Source organism: Bradyrhizobium barranii subsp. barranii (assembly GCF_017565645.3).
In the GTDB taxonomy this organism is placed as follows: Bacteria; Pseudomonadota; Alphaproteobacteria; order Rhizobiales; family Xanthobacteraceae; genus Bradyrhizobium; species Bradyrhizobium barranii.
In genome coordinates this window covers 9115710-9135713 of record NZ_CP086136.1, presented here as the reverse complement: position 1 = coordinate 9135713, position 20004 = coordinate 9115710, and the positions used below count along the sequence as shown (strand labels likewise).

The 20004-nt window shown below is 60.4% G+C and carries 15 protein-coding genes and 3 pseudogenes; 15 read left to right on the top strand and 3 right to left on the bottom strand.

Going from position 1 to position 20004, the window contains the following annotated elements:
• The first annotated feature begins 734 nt into the window (after nt 1–734).
• From J4G43_RS44390 to J4G43_RS44335, 13 genes and pseudogenes are all read left to right on the top strand, one after another.
• Nucleotides 735–1904 (top strand): Tm-1-like ATP-binding domain-containing protein, encoded by a 1170-nt coding sequence (locus J4G43_RS44390; protein ID WP_018645263.1) that lies wholly within the window; start codon nt 735–737, stop codon nt 1902–1904.
• The gene (locus J4G43_RS44385; protein WP_208088638.1) at nt 1897–2757 is read left to right on the top strand and encodes a phosphoenolpyruvate hydrolase family protein; all 861 of its coding nucleotides are present in this window, start codon (nt 1897–1899) and stop codon (nt 2755–2757) included. Before J4G43_RS44390 ends, J4G43_RS44385 begins: the two co-directional genes overlap by 8 nt.
• Complete coding sequence (locus J4G43_RS44380) at nt 2754–4529, top strand: FAD-dependent oxidoreductase (RefSeq protein ID WP_208088637.1); 1776 nt, start codon at nt 2754–2756, stop codon at nt 4527–4529. Before J4G43_RS44385 ends, J4G43_RS44380 begins: the two co-directional genes overlap by 4 nt.
• A gap of 145 nt (nt 4530–4674) precedes the next feature.
• Nucleotides 4675–5268, top strand: a pseudogene (locus tag J4G43_RS44375) (pyruvate kinase).
• 155 nt (nt 5269–5423) lie between these two features.
• A pseudogene (locus tag J4G43_RS56255) lies at nt 5424–5474 on the top strand (hypothetical protein); the annotation flags it as partial.
• 21 nt (nt 5475–5495) lie between these two features.
• Nucleotides 5496–5873: a helix-turn-helix domain-containing protein gene (locus J4G43_RS44370; protein ID WP_225005896.1), complete on the top strand. Its 378-nt coding sequence runs from the start codon at nt 5496–5498 to the stop codon at nt 5871–5873.
• Nucleotides 5874–6363: 490 nt separating this feature from the next.
• A complete protein-coding gene (locus J4G43_RS44365; RefSeq protein WP_208088635.1) occupies nt 6364–7227 on the top strand; it encodes a branched-chain amino acid ABC transporter permease in 864 nt (287 codons plus the stop codon).
• Nucleotides 7224–8444 carry a substrate-binding protein gene (locus J4G43_RS44360; RefSeq protein ID WP_018645259.1) on the top strand — a complete coding sequence of 407 codons (1221 nt, stop codon included), beginning with the start codon at nt 7224–7226 and terminating at the stop codon, nt 8442–8444. Before J4G43_RS44365 ends, J4G43_RS44360 begins: the two co-directional genes overlap by 4 nt.
• A gap of 65 nt (nt 8445–8509) precedes the next feature.
• Entirely contained in the window at nt 8510–9520 is a 1011-nt protein-coding gene (locus J4G43_RS44355; RefSeq protein ID WP_208089571.1) for a branched-chain amino acid ABC transporter permease, read from the top strand.
• Entirely contained in the window at nt 9507–10241 is a 735-nt protein-coding gene (locus J4G43_RS44350; RefSeq protein WP_018645257.1) for an ABC transporter ATP-binding protein, read from the top strand. The genes J4G43_RS44355 and J4G43_RS44350 overlap by 14 nt, the downstream gene beginning before the upstream one ends.
• Nucleotides 10234–10929, top strand: coding sequence for an ABC transporter ATP-binding protein (locus J4G43_RS44345; RefSeq protein WP_018645256.1), 696 nt, complete (start codon nt 10234–10236; stop codon nt 10927–10929). The genes J4G43_RS44350 and J4G43_RS44345 overlap by 8 nt, the downstream gene beginning before the upstream one ends.
• Nucleotides 10930–11005: 76 nt before the next feature.
• Complete coding sequence (locus J4G43_RS44340) at nt 11006–12262, top strand: amidohydrolase family protein (protein ID WP_157158159.1); 1257 nt, start codon at nt 11006–11008, stop codon at nt 12260–12262.
• Between the two features lie 148 nt (nt 12263–12410).
• Nucleotides 12411–13630 (top strand): annotated as a pseudogene (locus J4G43_RS44335) (substrate-binding protein).
• Between the two features lie 58 nt (nt 13631–13688).
• On the opposite strand, the gene J4G43_RS44330 reads toward J4G43_RS44335, so the two are convergent.
• Nucleotides 13689–14381 carry an enoyl-CoA hydratase-related protein gene (locus J4G43_RS44330; protein ID WP_249814710.1) on the bottom strand — a complete coding sequence of 231 codons (693 nt, stop codon included), beginning with the start codon at nt 14379–14381 and terminating at the stop codon, nt 13689–13691.
• Nucleotides 14382–14503: 122 nt separating this feature from the next.
• Here J4G43_RS44330 and J4G43_RS44325 point away from each other — a divergent pair, with 122 nt between their 5' ends.
• A complete protein-coding gene (locus tag J4G43_RS44325) occupies nt 14504–15772 on the top strand; it encodes an IS256 family transposase (protein ID WP_035716818.1) in 1269 nt (422 codons plus the stop codon).
• Between the two features lie 403 nt (nt 15773–16175).
• Here J4G43_RS44325 and J4G43_RS44320 read toward each other — a convergent pair whose 3' ends face one another.
• Nucleotides 16176–16355 (bottom strand): hypothetical protein, encoded by a 180-nt coding sequence (locus J4G43_RS44320; protein ID WP_041956579.1) that lies wholly within the window; start codon nt 16353–16355, stop codon nt 16176–16178.
• 170 nt (nt 16356–16525) lie between these two features.
• Nucleotides 16526–17869 carry an IS1380-like element ISBdi2 family transposase gene (locus J4G43_RS44315; RefSeq protein WP_208084167.1) on the bottom strand — a complete coding sequence of 448 codons (1344 nt, stop codon included), beginning with the start codon at nt 17867–17869 and terminating at the stop codon, nt 16526–16528.
• A gap of 690 nt (nt 17870–18559) precedes the next feature.
• Between J4G43_RS44315 and J4G43_RS44310 the strand changes: the two genes are divergently transcribed.
• Nucleotides 18560–19885 carry an MFS transporter gene (locus J4G43_RS44310; RefSeq protein ID WP_208088633.1) on the top strand — a complete coding sequence of 442 codons (1326 nt, stop codon included), beginning with the start codon at nt 18560–18562 and terminating at the stop codon, nt 19883–19885.
• Nucleotides 19886–20004 lie beyond the last annotated feature (119 nt).

The window sequence follows — 20004 nt, the reverse complement described above, 5'->3', positions numbered from 1 at the left end:
GAGACTTGCGGCAAGGCGACCAAAGACATTGGCTCTCACGGTTCTACCCAATCCTACCCATTTGAACCTTTCGCCGATCTTACACGCCATTCCATCGAGGTCTAGACCACCACTCGTCGATCTTTGGGGGAGCAATGTCATGTCTTTCTTCGGCGGGGGAGCCGGGCTCGGCTGGATGCGATGAACGCTAACGCCGTCATAGCCGTTCTTGCTTGAGTAGCCTCTCCGCGCCTTGCTGTGAGCCGGATACGATTTGCCGATGCTGCCCGAGTTCGGCTCGTTCTGAAAAAGGGCCCGTGAAGCGTCTCGGGTAGAAAATTCCGGGCGAGCTATCGCTGCGTCCTACGGATCCGCTAGCAGACCGGCTCGTCTGCTTCCTCCCTGACTCGCGCCGCTGCTGGAAAACTCCGGCAGCGGCATCTTTTTGTCTCGGAGCGCGCCGACGATGCGGGCGGCCCAAACCACAAAGCTCCGCCAGCTGACGCTCGCCTCCTTGCAAAGGGGAGAGGCGGCTTCCCTCGTCACGGTGGCGCTCAGGATGAAGCGGCTGCTGCTATGGCCGCTTGGCAGCTACCCAACTTTACCCAATCGCGCTCGTATCCGGGCTTATGGGCCATTTCACTCCGATCTAGACCTCCAGGTGTCCAGAAGCGTCCAGGAGGAAGATCGTGTCTCACCATTACGCGGACGACGAAAGGTCGATCCGGGATGGTCAGCGGTGCGATCCTGCGGGCATGGCCGCGATCGTCGCAACCCTGGACACAAAGGGCCGCGAAACCGCTTATCTCGCGCGCGTCATCGAACAGTGGGGCCGCAAGACTCTTACGATTGATGTAGGCACATCAAACCGGAGGAACAGCAGCGATGCACGCGTGGTTTCACCCGCCGAGGTCTTGCGGGAAATAGCTGCAAGCGCGCGTGAAGAGGTCAAGGAGCTCCTCCGATCAGGTGCGATCGACGCCATCGTCGGCGTGGCGGGCGGCAAAGGCAGCGCGGTCTTCGGTGAAGTTGTATCGGATTTGCCGTATGGATTCCCGAAGCTACTGGTGAGCAGCGCGAGGCCAGCCCTCCTGGCCGAATTGGCCCTCCACAACGACATCATCCTCTATCCGACCCTGGTCGATCTTTTCGGGATCAACGCGTTCACCGAACGCGTTCTGGACAATGCGGGGCGGGCCATTGCGGCGATGCGCTATGTGCCCGCTCAGGATCGGCGGAAGAAGAAGACGGTTGCGATCACGGCCTTTGGGGTCACGACGCCGGCGGCAAATCGCTGTGTCGCGCGGCTGGCAGAGGCAGGCATCGACGCGATTGTCTTTCCGGCCAATGGCGCCGGGGGCCGCAAGATGGAGCAGCTCGTGTCCGCCGGCGAGTTCGATGCGGTGCTCGATCTGACCACAACCGAGCTCGCTGACGAGCTTGTCGGCGGCACCGCTAGTGCGGGTCCGGGTCGGCTCAAAGCAGCATCTCGCCGCATGATTCCGCAGCTCATCGCCCCGGGGGCCGTCGATATGGTAAATTTTGGCCCTCCCTCGAGCGTGCCTGCCGAGTTCAAGGAGCGCCAATTCTATTCGCATACCCCCTTCACGACGCTCATGCGTACGACCGTCTCGGAGAATGAGCGCATAGGCAGGCTCACAGCCGAGCGCCTTTCGCAAGCAAAGGCGCCCGCCCTCGTTCTGTGGCCGGTCAAGGGGGTCTCTGACTATGACCGGGACGGCGGCATCTTTCGAAACCCTGAAGCCGATAGGGCCTGGTTCGACGCGGTCAGGCGACATCTGCCGCGATCGATCATCGCCCGCGAGCTGGATTGTCACATCAATGATCCGGAATTTGCGGAGGCGGCCGCATCGTGGATCGTCGAACAATTGACACCAGGAGGTTCATCAGTTGCGGATGTTTGATCGGGCCGAAATACTCGCAAAGATCACAGCTCAAGTTGAGGCTGGAAAGGCAGTGCTTGCCGCGGCGAGCAGTTGCGGCCTCGTCGCAAAATGCGCAGCTCTCGGCGGCGCCGACATGCTCGTGGTCTACAGCACCGGGCTGTCGCGGTTGATGGGGCTGCCGACGAGCCGGATCGGCGATTCCAATGCGCGCACGCTCGAGCTCGCGGCGGAGATCCGCAACGTCGTCTCCTCGGTTCCTGTTATAGGCGGTGTCGAGGCCTGGGATCCCCTCCGGCTCGAGCTCGATGATCTCTTGGACAAGTTCTGGGCTGCCGGATTCTCCGGCGTGATCAATTACCCGACCATTTCAACGATGGGTGAGAAATGGCGCGAGCGTCGTGGCCGCGTCGGGCTCGGCTTCGAGCGTGAGGTCGAGCTGATCGCGGCGGCCCGCAAGAAGACCATCTTCTCCCTCGCCTATGTCGCAAGCCCGCACGATGCCAAGGCGATGGCAGCCGCGGGAGCCGACTGCATTGTCCCACATGTCGGCGCAACGCGCGGCGGGCTTGTGGGTCATGAGGCGGGACAGTCGATCGAAGAGGCCATCAGGCGCATCAACGAGATCAATGCTGCCGCTCAAGCCGTTCGGCCGGAAGTCATCCTTCTCTGCCATGGCGGGGCAATCGCCGAGCCCCAGGATACCTCGGAAGTCTACCGGTCTACCGGATGTGTCGGTTTCGTTGGCGCCTCCTCCATCGAACGGATTCCGATCGAGCGGGCGGTGAAAGCTGCAGCCGAAGAATTCAAAGCCGCTCCGCTCCCGCGAAAGCGTCAGCAATCAATGCAGAAATCTGCACCGAGGCACGAATGAACAACCCGATCACCAAATTGAAACCTAGTACCGCTTCCTCCTCCAAAGCGAACAAGCCGACGCACGATTGGGAGACGGACGTGCTCGTGATCGGCAGCGGCGCTGCCGGGCTGTCCGCGGCGCTCTATGCGGCAAAAGCCGGACTTCGCGTGACGGTATGCGAGAAGTCTGGCCGGCTCGGTGGCACGACCGCCCTCTCGAACGGCATGATCTGGGTTCCATGCTCAATGCAGGCTCGAGCGGCGAAAATCGATGATTCGATTGCGAATGCGAAGATCTATCTGCAACACGAACTTGGCGATTACTATCGTCCCGACTTCGTGGATGCCTATCTTGAAGACGGCCCAACGGCGCTCGCCAGCTTGGAGAATGGGGGTGAAGTCAAGTTCACACTGGCCTCCGCTCCGGATTATCATTCGAGCCAGATCGGCGGGATCGACATGGGCCGGACGCTGAGCCCCGCACCTTACGACGGACGGCTTCTCGGCAAGGATTTCGACCTGATAGGTGATCCGATTCGCGTCGTGCTCGGCGGCATGATGATTTCGTCCGGCGAGGTCAGAAGCTTTCTCAATCCCTTCCAGTCGGCTGCCTCGCTCAAGCACGTCCTTCGCCGGGTCAGCCGCTACGCAGGCGACCGGCTGCGCTACAGGAGGGGCACTGAACTCAGTGGCGGCAATGCTCTGATCGCGCGGTTATTGGCAAGCCTTCGCAGATACGACACTGAAATCTGGCCAAGCTGCCCAGCGGTTGATCTGATGAGGGAGGGAGGGAGAGTTACTGGCGCACTCCTCAAGCGGGATCGCACGGATCTCCGCGTCCGAGCCTCGCACGGAGTAATCCTGGCAACCGGTGGCTTTGCGCGGAACGGTAAATTGCGAGCCCAGCTCAGCCGAGCCCACCAGCACAATGATACGCTGGCCCACAGCGATGTCACAGGAGACGGCATTGCGCTCGCAGGCAGGCTCGGAGCTGCGATCGATAATGACGTTGCATCGAGTGGATTCTGGACGCCCGTGTCGATCCTCAGGAACGGCCGCTCCTCGCAAGTGGTCCCGTACGGCTGGCTCGATCGTGGCCGTCCAGGTGTCATCGCGGTGGGGCCAAATGCTAAGCGCTTCGTCAATGAATCCAATTCGTACCATGACATCTGTCTTGCCATGTTCAATAGCGGCTATCCGGCGGACAAGCGGTTCTATTTCATCTGCGACAAGGAATTCGTCCGCCTCAGAGGCATGGGACACCTGCTCCCCTGGCCCTGGACTTTGAGTATCAAGAAGTATGCCCGCTTGGGTTACATCGAGATTGGCCGGACGATTGCGGAGCTTGCGGCGGAATTGGGCCTCGACCCGCAAGAGCTCCAAAAGACCGTTGAAGAACATAATGCCCACGCAGCTGAAGGGCGCGATCCGCTTTTCAAACGCGGTGAATCGGCTTTCAACCGAACCCTGGGAGATCCCGCGGTCGGAAAGAAAAACCCGAACCTTGGAGCTATCAAGAACGGGCCATTCATTGCGCTCCCGATTGTCCCGGCGACCCTTGGAACTGCGACCGGCCTGTCAACGGATCCTGGCGGAAGGGTCCTAAATGGAAACGGCGTGCCGATCGCAGGTCTTTATGCCTGCGGCAACGACATGACTTCACCGATGCGTGGGATCTACCCTGGGGCAGGCATTACGATCGGACCAGCCATCGTGTTCGCCTACCGCGCGGTGAACAGCATCGTACAATCCACCCATCAGGGACAGACGGCGGCGGCATCCGATGCATAAGTGCAGTGTTTTCACCTCTTGGTCCAGCAACGACGGACGGTGGAGAGAGCGAAAGTGCGCAACGTCGGCCAGCTCGCTTTGAATACCTTGTGAGCGGCCCTATCTCGTTTGATGCTGAACTTATCTTCTGAACTAGAGGGGCACGATGCGCCGCTCACGCCATGCCAAGATTGTCGCAACCGTTGGGCCGGCAACCGCATCACCTGAAAAGCTTTGTGCGCTCTATCTTTCGGGGGCTGATACTTTCACGCTGAACTTCAGCCGCGGGACCCATGACGATCACGCCCGTGTGCTCGTCTCGAGCCGTGCGCTGGAGCTGGAATTCAATCGGCCGATCGGCGTGCTGCAGGATCCGCAAGGCCCGAAGATCCGCATTGGCCGGCTCGATGAAGGCAAGCTCGCGCTGGATGCCGGGGAGACGGTCTGCTTCGCGCTAAGAGACAGGCGGGAAGCAGTCAATCCCGCGGCCTCATCCAGAAATATTCGCAGCCGCTTATCCCGGCCAGGCCCTGCTCATTGACGATGGGCGTTCGTCTAGCTAGTCGTCGAAAAGCTCGGTTCTGAACGGAGAATGGCGTGCGTTGTGATCGGCGGCGTCATCCGTGATCACAAGGGCGCCAGCCTTCCAGGCGCGCTGCTGAAGATCTCGCCTCTAACCAAGAAGGATCGAGCCGATCTTGCGTTCGGCCTCGAGCTTGGCGTCGACTGGGTTGCTGTCCTTTGTTCAGAAACCATCTGACCTGGTCGAGGCACGAGCTTTGATCGGTGAGGCCGCCGGTGGCGTTGCCAAGATCGAGACCCCGATGGCGCTTGATCGTATTGGGATATGATCCACTTGTCAGACGCCATCATGGTCGCGCGAGGCGACCTCGGGGTTGAAATCCCCCTGAGGAGGTGCCGGGCCGGCAAAAGGAGTTCGTCAGGGCCTGCCGGCTTGTTGCCAAGCCCGTCATCGTCGCAACCCAGATGCTGGACTCGATGGTCACTGCGCCGACAGCGACCTTATCGTTGCCATCGATGCACGCTGTACCGCTCGGCAACAGCTATGGCGGTGTAAGGGAGTGGCTCGGCGTGTGGATCGACGCGCATTACGATATACTCGCAAGGGAGCGGAGAGCCGCATCGAGGCAATTGCGAGCCGCACGGGGGATGCTGAACTGGTCGGTGAAGCAGTTGGCCGAGCGAAGCGGGTTATCGTGCGCCGTCATCAGGCGGCTCGAAGAGTACAATGACACGCCTCCCGCATCCGACGATCTGCTGCAGACTCTGTGGATCACGTTTGCGGGTGCGGGAATTGAATTCACATTTCCGCTGGTCGGCAAGCCAGGTGTTCGGCCACAATGACTTGATGCCTTCTCGGTGCTGAACTCACGGCCTGCGGCCATCGCAAATGGTGCGTCAGCTCTTCTGGTTTCCTCCGATAGTTCGATAAGCGCTAACGACGCGCGCGTTTGCGAGAGCCTGCGGTGAGGGCATGCGGATAGCTCTCTATCGCTTTTGGCTGCATCGAAATTGGGCTGGCGAGAACGGCCGGCGACCGCCGTAGGACCTCTTTAACGTGTCCGCAATGTCGGTAGCCTGGCCAACATTACCCAACATTACCCAAATCTCCCTACGTTGATCTAGGCAATCTCGAGCCGCATGTCGTGAATGAAGCGCCGACAGGCGGGCCGCCCTAGAAGCCCACCATCGCCTGCAACTCCCATTGCCGGGATGACCTTCCAGGAGCGCTCTCGTGCCAGCAGCCCTTCGCATTCCAACGTGCAGCTCACGCCTTCGCGCGGTCGGCGTGAAGATGATTTGCTCGCAAGCCCAAGGAATGTGACGCAGCAGCATGGATACGCTACTTATCGCGACCTTCGAGATTTTGAGCTTCGGTGCCATTGTTGTGCTGGTCGTGCTCGGTCTCGGGATCATTGCCAGCATGATGGGCATCTTCAACTTCGCCCAAGGCGAGTTCGTCCTGCTCGGCGCTTACGTCACTTATCTCATGCACAGCGTCGGTTTGCCGGTCCCGCTCGGCATGCTTGCCGCGCCCGTCGCGGTCGGCACGCTTGGTTTCGTCCTGGAAAAACTCGTGGTGCGCCGATTCTATGCCGCTCCAATCGTCGCCATGCTTGGCACCTATGCGCTGGGGCTGATCATTCGCGAAGCCGTGCGCGGCCTGACCGGGGGACTGTATCTCTCGGTGCCGGAGCCAATCAGTGGCTCTATCACGATCGGCAGTCTGCATTTCGCCGCCTGGCGCGGCGTCATCGTCATCATCACTTTGCTGGTCATGGTCGCGAGCCATGCTCTGCTCGCCTACACCTCGTTCGGCCTGCGAGTCCGCGCCTCGCTGGAGAACCCACAGCTGGCGCGTGCCTCGGGCATCTCCACGGGCATGATCTACAGCGTCACCTTTGCATTTGGTGCGGCACTCGCGGGTCTCGCCGGCGCGCTGATCGTGCCGGTCTTTTCATTGTTCGCCGATCTCGGCATCCGCTTTCTTATCCAGGGTTTCGTTGCTGTGATGGTCGGTGGCGTCGGGTCCTTCGCCGGCCCAGTCGCTGGCGCCGGCGTCATCGGCACGTTCAGTGCCTGGCTGCCTTGGCTGATGTCACCGGTTATCGCCGACGTTCTGGTGTTCGTGCTTGCCATCATTTTCATCAAGTTCCGGCCGCAAGGCCTTGTTTCGGGAAGAGGGGTCAACCGATGATCAACGCCAGCCGTCAACTGAGCCGCCGCCGCTTTCTCGGCAATTTCGCCTTCGCCTCCGCCGCCATCGCGGCGGGTCCGGGCAGCTGGATAATTCGCCCGGATTGGGCAAATGCTGCGGAAGGCCCGATCAGGCTTGGCATTGCGACCGATCTTACCGGGTCACTTGGCTTTGCCGGCAACACCGACGCCAATGTCGCTCGCATGCTGGTCAAGGAGATCAACGACTCCGGCGGCTTGTTGGGACGCCCGATCGAACTCCTGATTGAGGATACTGCCTCCGACGAATCCGTCGCCGTGGGAAATGTGCGAAAGCTGATCCAGCGAGACAAGGTCGACTTGGTGATTGGCGGTATCTCGAGCTCGATGCGCAATGCGATCAAGGACGTCATTATCTCTCGCGGCAAGACGCTCTATATCTATCCGGAAGGTTACGAAGGTAAAGAGTGCACGCCCTATCTGTTCTGCACGGGACCGGTACCGGCACAGAATTGTGACCAGTTCATTCCCTGGTTGATCAAAAATGGTGGTAAGCGTTTTGCCCTGCCTGGCTCCAATTATGTTTGGCCGCAAACAATCAACGCCTATGCACGCAAGGTGATCGAGAGCAGCGGTGGCGAAGTCGTCTTTGAAGAATACTACCCGCTCGACCAGATTGACTTTTCCTCCACAGTTAGCCGGATCATATCCAACAAAGTCGACGTGGTTTTCAACGCCATTGTCCCGCCCGGCGTCAGCCCGTTCTTTAAACAGCTCTATCAAGCCGGCTTCTCCAAAAACGGCGGGCGGCTGGGGTGCGTCTATTACGACGAAAATTTCCTGGAAATGAACCAGGCCCAAGAGATTGAAGGGCTCGCGAGCAGCCTCGACTACTACAAGGTGCTTGCGGCGGAGGATCCGGTAAGCGCCAGGATTCAATCGGCCTACGACAAACAATTTCCAGCCAAGTTCCGGTTCTCGGCAGGCAGCGCCGCGACCGGCACCTATCGAGGATTAAAGCTGTGGGAGGCTGCAGTGAAGGAGGCCGGCACAATTGACCGCGACGCGGTAGCCGCCGCCCTCGACCACGCGAAGATTGCGGAAGGGCCGGGCGGGCCTGCCGAAATGGCGCCCGGCAAGCGCCACTGCAGGATGAACATGTACATTGGAGTGGCGAAGGGCGGCCAGTACGAGATTGTCGCGCGTAGCGCCGGCCTGGTCGATCCGAAGGAGTGCTGATGTCATCGACCGGCACTGGCACACAGCCCCCGCCACACGTGATTGAAGCTGCTCGTTCGCCCGTCATGGCATCTGCCATCGCAGGGCGAACGAAGGTGCTTCCAATTCTCGAACTGGCATTGCTGATTGCCGCTTCGATCGCACCGCTCGTCCTGCGGGATTACATCACTGTCTATGCAACGCGAGTGCTCATCCTGTGCCTCTTCGCGTTGTCGTTCGACCTGGTGTGGGGCTATGCCGGGATCTTGAGCTTGGGTCAGTCGTTGTTCTTCGGCACGGCCGGCTACGGTGTGGCGCTGCTTTCACGCGATTTCGGGGTCGCATCGATTTTTGCCGTTCTTCCGGCCGGAACCTTGATCGGTTTTGTAGCGGCATTGTTGCTGGCAGGTTTCCTGCTGCTTGGCCGTCACCCCTCCAGTGTGGTCTTCGTTTCGCTTGGTACTATGACCGGAGCTTATGCAGCCGATCGGCTCGCTCGGGGTTCTCATTATCTTGGCGGCCAGAACGGTATCCCTTCGATCCCGCCGATGACAATCGGCTCGCACGAATTGAGCGAGGGACCAGGATTTTACTATCTGGTTCTCGCCATTCTGGTTCTGATCTACCTTCTGTCGCGCTTTTTGCTGCGGTCGCAGTTCGGTCTGGCACTGGCGGGATTGCGAGAGAATGAACAGCGCATCGCCTTCTTCGGCTACAATGTGCAGCATTTGAAGGCCATCATATTCGCAATCAGCGGCGCGATCGGAGGTGCTTCCGGCAGCCTCTATGCGTTTCACGAGGGCTTCGTCTGGACGAACATGCTGGGCGTGGTCATGTCTACCCAGGTCGTGCTCTACGTCTTGTTCGGCGGCTCCGGGACATTGATCGGTGCGGTCATCGGCACCGCGATTGTTGAGGGCCTCAGCTTCTGGCTCTCCGACAATTATCGCGATATCTGGCCGATCATTCTCGGCGTTTTGCTGTTGCTCGTCATTCTGTTCCGCCCCCTCGGCTTGATCAGCCTCGTGCTGGGCGAGCGGGAACGTGTAGGTCATTTCGGCCCGAGCCTGAAGGAGAAGCGCAATGCCGCTCCTTGAAGCCGCCGGCATCTCCAAGGTCTTTGGCAAACTCACCGCGCTGGACGGAGCGGCGCTCAGCGTCGGCGAGAGAGAGTTTCATGGCCTGATCGGGCCGAACGGCTCGGGCAAGAGCACGCTGATGAAGTGTCTTGCAGGTGCGCTAGTGCCGACGCGAGGCAAGGTGACATTCATCAATACTGACGTCACCTCGTTGACGCCGCCAGAGCGTGCGCGAGCGGGCATGAGCCTGAAATTCCAGATCACCGCCGTGCTACCGACCCTCACGCTATACGACAACATCCTGCTCGCGCTGCAGGCCCGGTCCTCACTGCTGGATCTGGCGTTCTCGCGCAGTCGGGGACGACTGCACGAGGAGGTCATGACGTTGCTCCTCCAGTTCCGGCTCGCCGATCGCGCGTTTGATGCTGCGGCGACCCTTTCTCACGGTCAGCAGCAATGGCTGGAGATCGCGATGGCGCTCGCATGCCGGCCGCGCCTTCTGCTCTTGGACGAGCCGACCGGTGGCATGAGCCTTGAGGAGCGCCGCGTCACGGGCGAGTTGCTGCAGCCGATCAAGCAGCATTGCTCGCTTGTCATCGTGGAGCACGACCTGGATTTCATCCGAGACATCTGCGACCGGCTAACCGTGCTCGATCAGGGCAAGGTTCTGGCGTCGGGGACGGTTGCCGAGATCCAGGCCAACAGAAGCGTCCAGGAGATCTATTTGCGCCGTGCCTGAATTCCTCAATCTCAAGCATCTCGACGCCGGCTACGGACGCAGCCAGGTGCTGTTCGGTGTCAATATGACCGTCCCACCGCGGGGCGGTGTGGCCGTCCTCGGCCGTAACGGCGCCGGAAAGAGCACGCTCATGAAGGCGATCGTGGGCGAACTGCCGGCATGGAGGGGCGGCGTGCAATTCAACGGCCAAGATATCGATCGCCGCCGAACCGAAGAGCGGGTGCGGGCCGGCATTGGATATGTGCCGCAAGAGCATTCAGTGTTCGGGCGCCTGTCGGTGCGCGACAATCTCGCCGTCGGATCGCTTTTGCACCGCGATAGATCGGCAGTGGACCGGGTCATGATGATGTTTCCAAAACTCGGCCAGCGTCTGGATCAGCCGGCCGGAACGTTGTCCGGTGGCGAGCGCAAGATGCTCGCAATCGCCCGCGCGATGCTCGGAAACCCCAAACTCCTCCTGCTGGATGAGCCGACCGAGGGTGTCTGGATCGGCGTCATCGAGGAGATCACCGAGCGCTTGATCGAACTAGCCAGAGAGATCGCGATCATCATCGTCGAGCAACATCTCGATCTCGCAATGCGCGTCGCGGAGCAGGCCTATGTGGTCGATCGCGGCCGTGTCGCGCTGTCGGGCCCGTCGCAACAGCTGCGCGACGACCCGCGGCTCTTGACGTATCTGGCGCCGTAGAGGCGTCCCGGCTGCCATCCCACGCCCGAAAGATGGCGCGTTGAAGTTCCTTGCGATGACTGAACAGAGAGGGACGATGTCCAAAACCATGAGCGATTTTGTGAATGCGTGCCAGGTCGTCGATGTCCATGAACATCACATGTCCGAGGTCGCACATAGCCGGGACGTGAATCTTTTGAAACTGTTCCAGCAGAGCTATGCGGCTTGGACAAGCCACGTCCTGCCATCCGAGCCCAAGGCGACTGGCGATATGTTATCTACCGCTACCGAGCCAACCACCTGGGAGGCCCTTGCTCCGTTCCTGGAGAGGAGCGGCTCAAATGCATTCGTTCGTAACCTCGCCGGCGGTGTCGCCGAGCTTTACGGCGTCGCCGAAACCGGAATCACGCGCGACAACTGGGAGGCAGTAGACGCTTTGGTGCGCTTGCGCCACAGGGAGGCGACATGGCCAAGTGAAGTCATTGGGCGCGCCGCCATCGGAAGGATCGTAACGGACCCTTTTCTCGATCCGTTGATGGATCCGCGGCCGGTCCTAGGGCAAAGTTACGATGCGGTCCTGCGGATCAATGCATTCGCCCTCGGCTGGCACCCGGAATCTCGCGATCACAATGGAAATTGCGGCCATACGTTGCTGCGGCGCCTCGGCATGGAGGTGAAAACCTTCGACGATTATTGCGACGCAATCCGGGAGCTCGTAGCCGGCTGCGCCCGGCGCAATCACGTTGCGCTCAAAAACGCGCTCGCCTATGACCGGGATCTAAGCTTTGACGAACCGAACGAGGACCTCGCTCGGCAGGCCTGGGGACAAAGGTCTCCATCCCCTGCGGCGCGCAAGGCTTTCTGTGACTTTGTCGTCGATTTGTTTTGTCAGCTCGCAGGCGAAGCCGGCCTGCCAGTCCAAACTCACCTTGGAACGGCAATCATAAGCGGCTCCCACCCGCTACGCATGACCGGGTTGATTGAGCGTCATCCTCGGACCCGTTTTCTGCTGATGCATTTGGCCTATCCCTGGAGCCGGGACTTGTTGGGAATGGCTTTTGTGTACCGCAATGTTTGGCTCGATTTGTGCTGGTCCTTCCTGTTGAGCCCGTCCCATTTCAAGCTGGCCCTGCACGAGGCTATTGAAGTCTTGCCGGATGAATCGCGAATGATGATCGGAGGAGATTGTCTTCACGTTGAGGAGACATTTGCCGCGATACAGGGCGCACGCCGGCTCATCGGCGAGGTTCTGAAAGAAAAAGTTGCGAGCGGCTACTTTCGCCCCCGAGACGCAGAGCGCTTGGCGGTCAGGATCCTTGGCGAGAACGCGAGGGAGCTTTTCAGACTGTCCTGATTGCTGCACTTCGTTCGCGATTTTAAAAAGTTGATCCGAAGAGCCGACTTGAAACCGAAAAATGACGGATAGCGTTCCGGTTACCGCGCCCCCCAGGAAAGAGCAGGGCGCGTGGATTAAGGCCATGAGCCAAGGGGAGGTCAGTTCCATGTTGAATGATCACCGGCAACTCAGCCGCCGCCGCTTTCTCGGCAATTTCGCCTTTGTGTCTGGAGCCATTGCGGCCGGCCCGGGCAGCTGGGTGATCCGTCCTGACTGGGCCAACGCCGCTGAAGGCCCGATCAGGATTGGCATTGCCACCGACCTTACGGGGGCACTCGGCTTTGCCGGGAATACCAACGCCAATGTCGCGCGCATGGTCGCGAGCGAGATCAACGAGAACGGTGGTCTCTTGGGGCGCGCCCGATCGAGCTCCTGATCGAAGACACCGCGTCCAACGAGTCCGTCGCTGTTGGCAATGTCCGCAAGCTGATTCAACGAGACAAGGTCGACCTGGTACTCGGCGGCATTGCGAGCTCGATGCGCAACGCCATCAAGGACATCATCATCTCTCGTGGCACGCTCTACATCTATCCACAGGCCTACGAAGGCAGGGAGTGCACGCCCTATCTGTTTTGCACCGGGCCGGTACCGGCGCAGAATTGCGACCGGTTCATTCCGTGGTTGATCAAGAACGGTGGCAGACGCTTCGCGCTGCCTGGATCAAACTACGTCTGGCCGCAAACAATCAATGCCTATGCGCGCAAGGTGATCGAGAGCAGCGGCGGGGAGGTGGTGTTCGAGGAGTACTACCCGCTTGACCAAATCGATTTTTCATCGACCGTGAGCCGCATCACGTCCAACAAGGTAGACGTGGTCTTCAACAGTGTTATCCCGCCCGGGCGTCGGCTCGTTCTTCAAACAGCTATATGAAGCGGGCTTTTCTAGGAATAGGGAACAGCCGGGCTGCGTCTACTATGACGAGAACACGCTCGAAATGAACCAGGCTCACGAGATCGAAGGCCTCGCCAGCAGCCTCGACTATTACAAGGCGCTCGCGGTGGAAGATCCGGTGAGCGCCGAAATTCAGTCGGCCTACGAAAAGCAGTTTCCGGGCAAGTTCCGGTTCTCAGCAGGAAGCGCCGCGACCGGCACGTATGAGGACTGAAGCTGTGGGAAGCCGCAGTGAGGGAAGCCGGTACAATTGACCGCGAGGCTGTCGCTGCCGCGCTTGACCACGCCAAGATTGCGGAAGGGCCTGGCGGGCCGGCGGAGATGGTGCCGGGCAAGCGCCACTGCAGGATGAACATGTACATTGGCGTGGCAAAGGCCGGCCAATACGAGATCGTCGCCCGTAGCGCCGGCCCGGTCGAGCCGAAGGAGTGTTGAATGTCGCATGTTGCGCGGGCGAGCTTCGCTGGCGCCGCGTGCGAGCCAATCGCGGGGGCTACTTCCCGAGATAATTTGGCGGCCTCTTATCAAAGAAGGCGTTCATTCCCTCCTTCTGGTCAGCTGTGCTGAAAGCGTGACGTATCGCTTGCCGCTCGAACTCGAGCCCGGCGTCCAACGTGGTCTGAAAGGCGGCGAGAACGGCAGCTTTGGCAAGTTCAGTCGAGCGGGGAGGCTTTTGCGCTATCAGATCGGCTATTTCGAGCGCTCGCGTCTGCGCCCTGCCGCTTTCGACAACTTCCGCCACGAGACCGGCCTGCATCGCAAACCGCGCCGTGATGGATTGGCCGCTCAGGATCATCAGCATGGCCAGTGATTTGCCAGCCACGCGTGTCAGCCTCTGCGTTGCGCCGTCGCCGGGCAATATCCCGATGTTGATCTCAGGCTGCCCAAATACCGCCCCTTCACCTGCTATCACGATATCCGCGAGCAGCGCCAATTCGTGGCCGCCGCCGAAGCAAATGCCCTCGACCGCGGCAATGAGAGGCTTGGGGAAATTGGCGACATCCCGCCAGGCAGAACGTCGGGCGGAATTGTCGATTGCCTCAAAGCCGCGCTCCCGCATCTCCTTGATGTCGGCTCCGGCAGAGAAGAACGCATCGCTGCCACAAAGCACGACACAGCGGACATCCTCATCGATTGCGGCACGGCGCAAGATGGCGCCAAGCTCCACGATCAACTGGTTGCTCAAGGCGTTTCGTTTTGATGTCCTGTTCAGGAGCTATGCGGGAAACTGGGTGATGACGGAATGAGATAGGCGGCGTATCGAGGCGGGTGTCGAGCCTGCCAGAACCTCAAGGAGAGCGATACGCCATGAACGAGCATAGCAACATTGTCCCACTGCGTCAGCCCGATGAGATCGACGATCCACTGACGAATATTTTGCGATCTGGTGCTCGGCAGCTGCTTGCGCAGGCTGTCGAGATGGAAGCCGAGGCGTTTCTCGCCGCGATGAAGGGCTTGAAGCTTCCCGATGGCCGCGACCGCCTCGTGCGGCACGGCCATGGTCCAGTGCGGACGATCCAGACGGGGATCGGCGCCGTCGAAGTCGCCCGGGTAAAGATTCGCGATCGCGCGGTGACCAGCGATGGCGAGCGGATCCGCTTCACCTCGGCGATCCTGCCGTTGTGGGCACGGCGCACGAAGAGCTTGGATGCACTTTTGCCGGTTCTGTACCTGCGAGGCATCTCGACGGGCGACTTCCAGGAGGCGCTGGCGGCGCTCTTGGGCAAGGATGCGCCGAATCTTTCTCCGGCGGTGGTTTCCAGACTGACGACGGAGTGGCAGCTCGAGTACGAGCGTTGGCAGAAGCGCGATCTGTCGGCGCGCCGGTACGTATACGTGTGGGCGGACGGCGTCTTCCTGCAGGCTCGCATGGAAGACCACAGCGAATGCATGCTGGTGCTGATCGGCGCGACGCCGGAAGGCAAGAAGGAACTCATCGGCTTCCAGGTCGGCGTGCGCGAGAGCACGCAGAGCTGGCACGAACTGCTCGTCGAGGCGAAAACCCGTGGGCTGAAGATCGCCCCGGAAATCGCCGTCGGTGACGGCGCGCTCGGCTTCTGGAAGGCGCTCGACGAGGTCTTTCCCGCCACGCGACATCAGCGGTGCTGGGTGCACAAAACCGCGAATATCTTGAACAAAGTCGCAGTGTCGGTACAGGCCAGCATGAAGAAGGATCTGCGCGAGGTCTATTTGGCGTCCAACCGAGCTTCGGCCGAAGTGGCGATCGATGTCTTTGCCGAGAAATACGGAGCGAAGTACGACAAGGCGGTCGAGTGCCTGACGAAAGATCGCGACGCAATGCTTGCGTTCTACGAATTCCCCGCCGAGCATTGGGACCACTTGCGGACGACGAATCCCATCGAAAGCGTGTTCGCGACGGTCCGGCACAGAACGGTGCGCACGAAAGGTTCGTTATCGTCAACGACTGCCAAGTTGATGGTGTTCAAGCTGCTCTGCGCCGCATCAAAGACCTGGCGGCGGCTGAAAGGCACAAATCAGTTGCCGAAGGTCATCGCAGGTGTCAGATTCGAAAACGGCATCGAGGTCATCCAAGTGCCGGAAAACCACGCCGCCTGATCGCCTCGTCACCCAAAATCCCGCATAGCTCCCTGTTCAGCGTCAATAGGCGCACGTGGGGCGCGACAGATGTCGAGAGGATGAGATCGGGCGTCTCGGACATGGAGCGGTTCTCCTGAAGGAATATGAGAACCACGCCTTAGACTGAAATCGATTTCTTGGCAACGAGGCATCCAGAAGCCTCTTCTTGGAAGAATCAGCCTCCGCGGCGCTGAGCCCCCTTGCTCAACGAGGAGCCGACGGAGACCATGAGGCGGGCTTCACCCGTAAAAAACGGCTTGACTCCGCAGTTCCGAATTCCTACTAATTTTGAAATCGATTTCAGAACTCGCTGTCGAAATGCCCGGTACTGCGGGAAACCAGAAGGATGCGGCCGGCGAGAGTGGGGCACATCTGAAGGATCTCATTGACGATGCGACGGGTCTTGTGACGCCGCGCTGTCCAACAAGAACATCAGCTTCTTCAGAAGCGCGCTTAGAGCAACAGGAGGAAGGCTGGCCATGGGAATGGCACGGAATCTCGCGCGCGCTTTATGCGAGCCGCCGCGCAAGTCGGAAGCAACGATGAAGGCGTCCTGGGCCATTAGCCCGTCCTATTCGTGAGAGTGCGGCTTTTTGGCCCGATTGATGCGGCCGCACATCTTGTCTGACGAGGCGCACAGGATTGCCTTCGGCTTTTCACCGCCTGACGACCCGTACTTTGCAACGCGCTTGAGGTATAGGTTGGGCGAACGGGGGGCGGACGCCCCGCCGGTCAAGGACCGAGCGGCAGCAACGCGCCTGGCAAGCCGCGGATCAGGTCGGCTTCGGGACATGCCGCGGCAAACGCAAGGCGAATGCGGCTCGTGGTCTCGACCACACGGGCAGCGATTTTCAAGAGACGAAGACGCAGCGTCGCGAACTCGGCAGCGGCCAATTCCCGGGCTTTGGGAATGGCGTCGCGCACGGTCAGCATCAGCCAATAAGCGGCCGTATGGAGCACGAGACGGACCTGGTTGGCGAGCGCCGAACGGCAGCTGGTGCGGTCGGAGGCGAGCTGTGTCTTATGCAGCTTGATCAGATTCTCTGCTTGGCCGCGCGCGCAATACAGGCTGTCGTAGATCCACTCGGCCGAGCCGACATCGAGGCTGGTGACGACGAAGCGGATGTCGAGGCCGAGCATCGTCGCCTCAATACGGGCGACAGTGCGCCGTTCGCGATCCCAGGACTTTGCCTTGTGGCGCGTCTCGGTATAGCCACGCAGAACCGGCAGGTTCTCGATGGCGCGTCGCGTGCGGATGTCGTCGGCGACCTCGTCGACTTTTCTGGCGAGAGGCTTGGTGCCGGACAGACCGAAGATGTAGTCGATGCCGTTGGTCTCGCACCACGCCATGGCCTCCGGCCGGGCATAGTGCCCGTCGCCACGGAACGTAATTTGCGTGTTGTGCCATCGCGTCCGGATATGCCGTACCAGGCGGCGCAGATGGGCACGCACCTCGACGCCGCCCGGCGTCTTGCCGGGCCGCAGCACGACGGCCACGGGCCGGCTCTTCTCCGTGTCGTAGACGTGGATCGGCAGGAAGCAGCGTTCGTCATAATGAGCGTTGAACAGCGAGAGCTGCTGATGGCCGTGGACGACGTCGCAGGTATCATCGATGTCGAGCGTGACGGATGCCGGCTCGTGGGGGTAGCTATCCATCCATGCGTCGACCAAAATGTAGGTCAGCCGGATCACGTCGCGCAGGCGCGGAGCATTCTCCAGCCGCGACAGCGTCGGCTGGGAACACAAATCCCGGCCCGTGTCCGGCAGCCGTCCGCAGGCCAGTTTGAATGCCGGATCGGACCTCAGATGATCGAGGTCGTCGGCGTCCTCGTAGCCGCAGCAGATCGCGAACATGCGAGCGCGGAGCATATCGACCAGGCTGTGCACGACCCGCGTCGGATCGCGCCGATCCGGGAACACCCGGGCCAGATTGTTGGCCAAACCGAGACGCCGCTCGGCCATCGCCAGAAGCATCACGCCCCCGTTCGAGGTTAGGCGCCCACCATCGAAGGCAGCTGTGACTTTCTTGGCGTGAACGGCTGGAAACGAGAAGGGCGGAATCGTATCGTCGGTCATGGCGGGCGTGGCGTTCGCGGTTGGAGGTGATGGGGTTGGCTTCGCAACCGAATCCTACGCCGCATCAGCGCTTTACCCCTCAGGCGCACTCTTACGAATAAGACGGGTTAAGTTGAAGAAAGATTGAGTGACTCCCGATCATTTCTGTGCCGAAACGTGGAGTCGCGGTCGTGCCGCGTCCAAAGAAACCGGCGCGAGCGGCCTATTAGACGCGGTAGGTGATCAGCCTCCGAAACGAGACTATCAAGCATGAAGAGATCGAGCGCGAGGCAGAGGTTTTATTTGTGTTGAATTCTTGCTTCTCGATAGTGGTCTGAAATCGTATCATCGGTCATGGCGGGCGTGGCGTTCGCGGTTGAAGGTGATGGGGTGGCTTCGCAACCGAATCCTACGCCGCATCAGCGCTTTACACCACGCTCGCCAGCCTCTCAGGCGCCCTCTCGCGAATAAGACGGGTTAGGATCGTGCAATGGCCGCTCGTGAGGCGAGGCCCGCAATTACGTGAAGCCAGGCGGGCTTTCCGCCGGCATCCCGGGCAGCTGTTGCGCCTGCGCTTCCGCGGTCCGGCCTGCTCAAGGCCGCCGCTCTCGTAGACCCCCGCTCGCGGCGGGCGCAGTTGAGCCGGCGAGCGGCTGCTCGTTCTCGCGCGACCCGCAAAATCATTAAGTCATCAATAGAGCCCGAGGACCCATGAACATCATTGCTCAGCCCAGCGCTGTACCCGTCCAGCTTGACAAGCAAACTGCCAACAAGCGAATGACCGCCGGCCTTGGAGGAGGGGTGGCGCTAGAGTGGTACGACTGGAATGTCTACGGCGTAATGGCGGCGTTTCTCTCGCCGCACTTCTTCCCTTCCGATGATCCCACCACCTCGCTGCTGGCGGGACTTGCCGTGTACGGGGCGGGCTTTTGCGCTCGACCGCTGGGCGCTGTTTTGCTGGGGCCGGTCGCAGATCGCATCAGCCACAAGCGCGTCATGCTGATCTCTGTCACGGCCATGGCGGTTTGCTCGCTTTTGATATCCTTGTTGCCCACCTACAAGGACCTCGGCGTCACGGCGGCCATAGCGCTGCTGATCATGCGGCTGATTCAGGGGTTTGCCACAGGCGCTGAAGCTGGTGTCGCCAACGCCATTGCAATTGAACTGGCGCCACCTGGAAAGGAGGGACGCTATCTCGGTCTGATTGGCGGCACATTCATCCAATTGGGAAACCTTGGATCCAGCCTAGTTGCCTTCCTGGTGAGCGCCTCGGTCGCACCTGAAGCCATGCGCGAGTGGGCTTGGCGTATACCCTTTGCGGTCGGCGGCGTGCTGGGCCTTTTGATCATCTATCTGCGCACGACGGTGCCGGAAACCTTGATCAATCGAGCCATGCATCGGCAAGACGAGTCTTCGCGCATTCAGGAATCGACTGGCGGTGTGTGGAAAACGCTATGGAGCGTCCGCCTTTCGCTGCTCGCCGTCATCCTGGTGATCGGGTCGGTGCAGATCGCCAACTATGCCTGGAACACCGGTCTTCCCAACATGGCCAATACGGTCTTCAAGGAGGACAGCACGTATGTGTACGGGATCATGACCCTGATGGTCCTGATCTGGATGTCAACGGCGCCGTTTGTCGGCGCTTTCGCGGACAAGGTGCGACCCTCGCGCGCGTTCGCGCTGCTGCGCCTGTTGCTCATCCCATGCTTCTTCCTGACACTGCTCTATTCGGAAAAAGGCATCGTCACGTTCTTCTTTGTTACGGTGTTCGGCGGCGCGATCGTGGGCTTCAACATGGCCCTCTATAACTTCATCGCCACCACGCTGATGCCGCGCGCCGTGCGGACCACCGGAGTGGCTCTCGGCTATGCGCTCGGCGTCTCCTTGTTTGGCGGGACGTCACCCTATCTGCTGGTTTGGTTGCAACGCGAGCACATCGCCTGGATGTTTCCCGTCTACGGATCGTTGATCGCGCTCCTGAGCGTGCTGGTCTACCAGATCGCAAAGAAGCGCGGCTGCCTCTACATAGGTGAATGAACACGCTCTGCCCCTGCGCTTCGCCGTGCCCGCGACGGACGCAAGGCGTCCACGTTAGCTGCAAAACATAAGGGCTCGCGCGTATCTCTTCATGCTCGGCATGAGCATGGGGTCGGCGC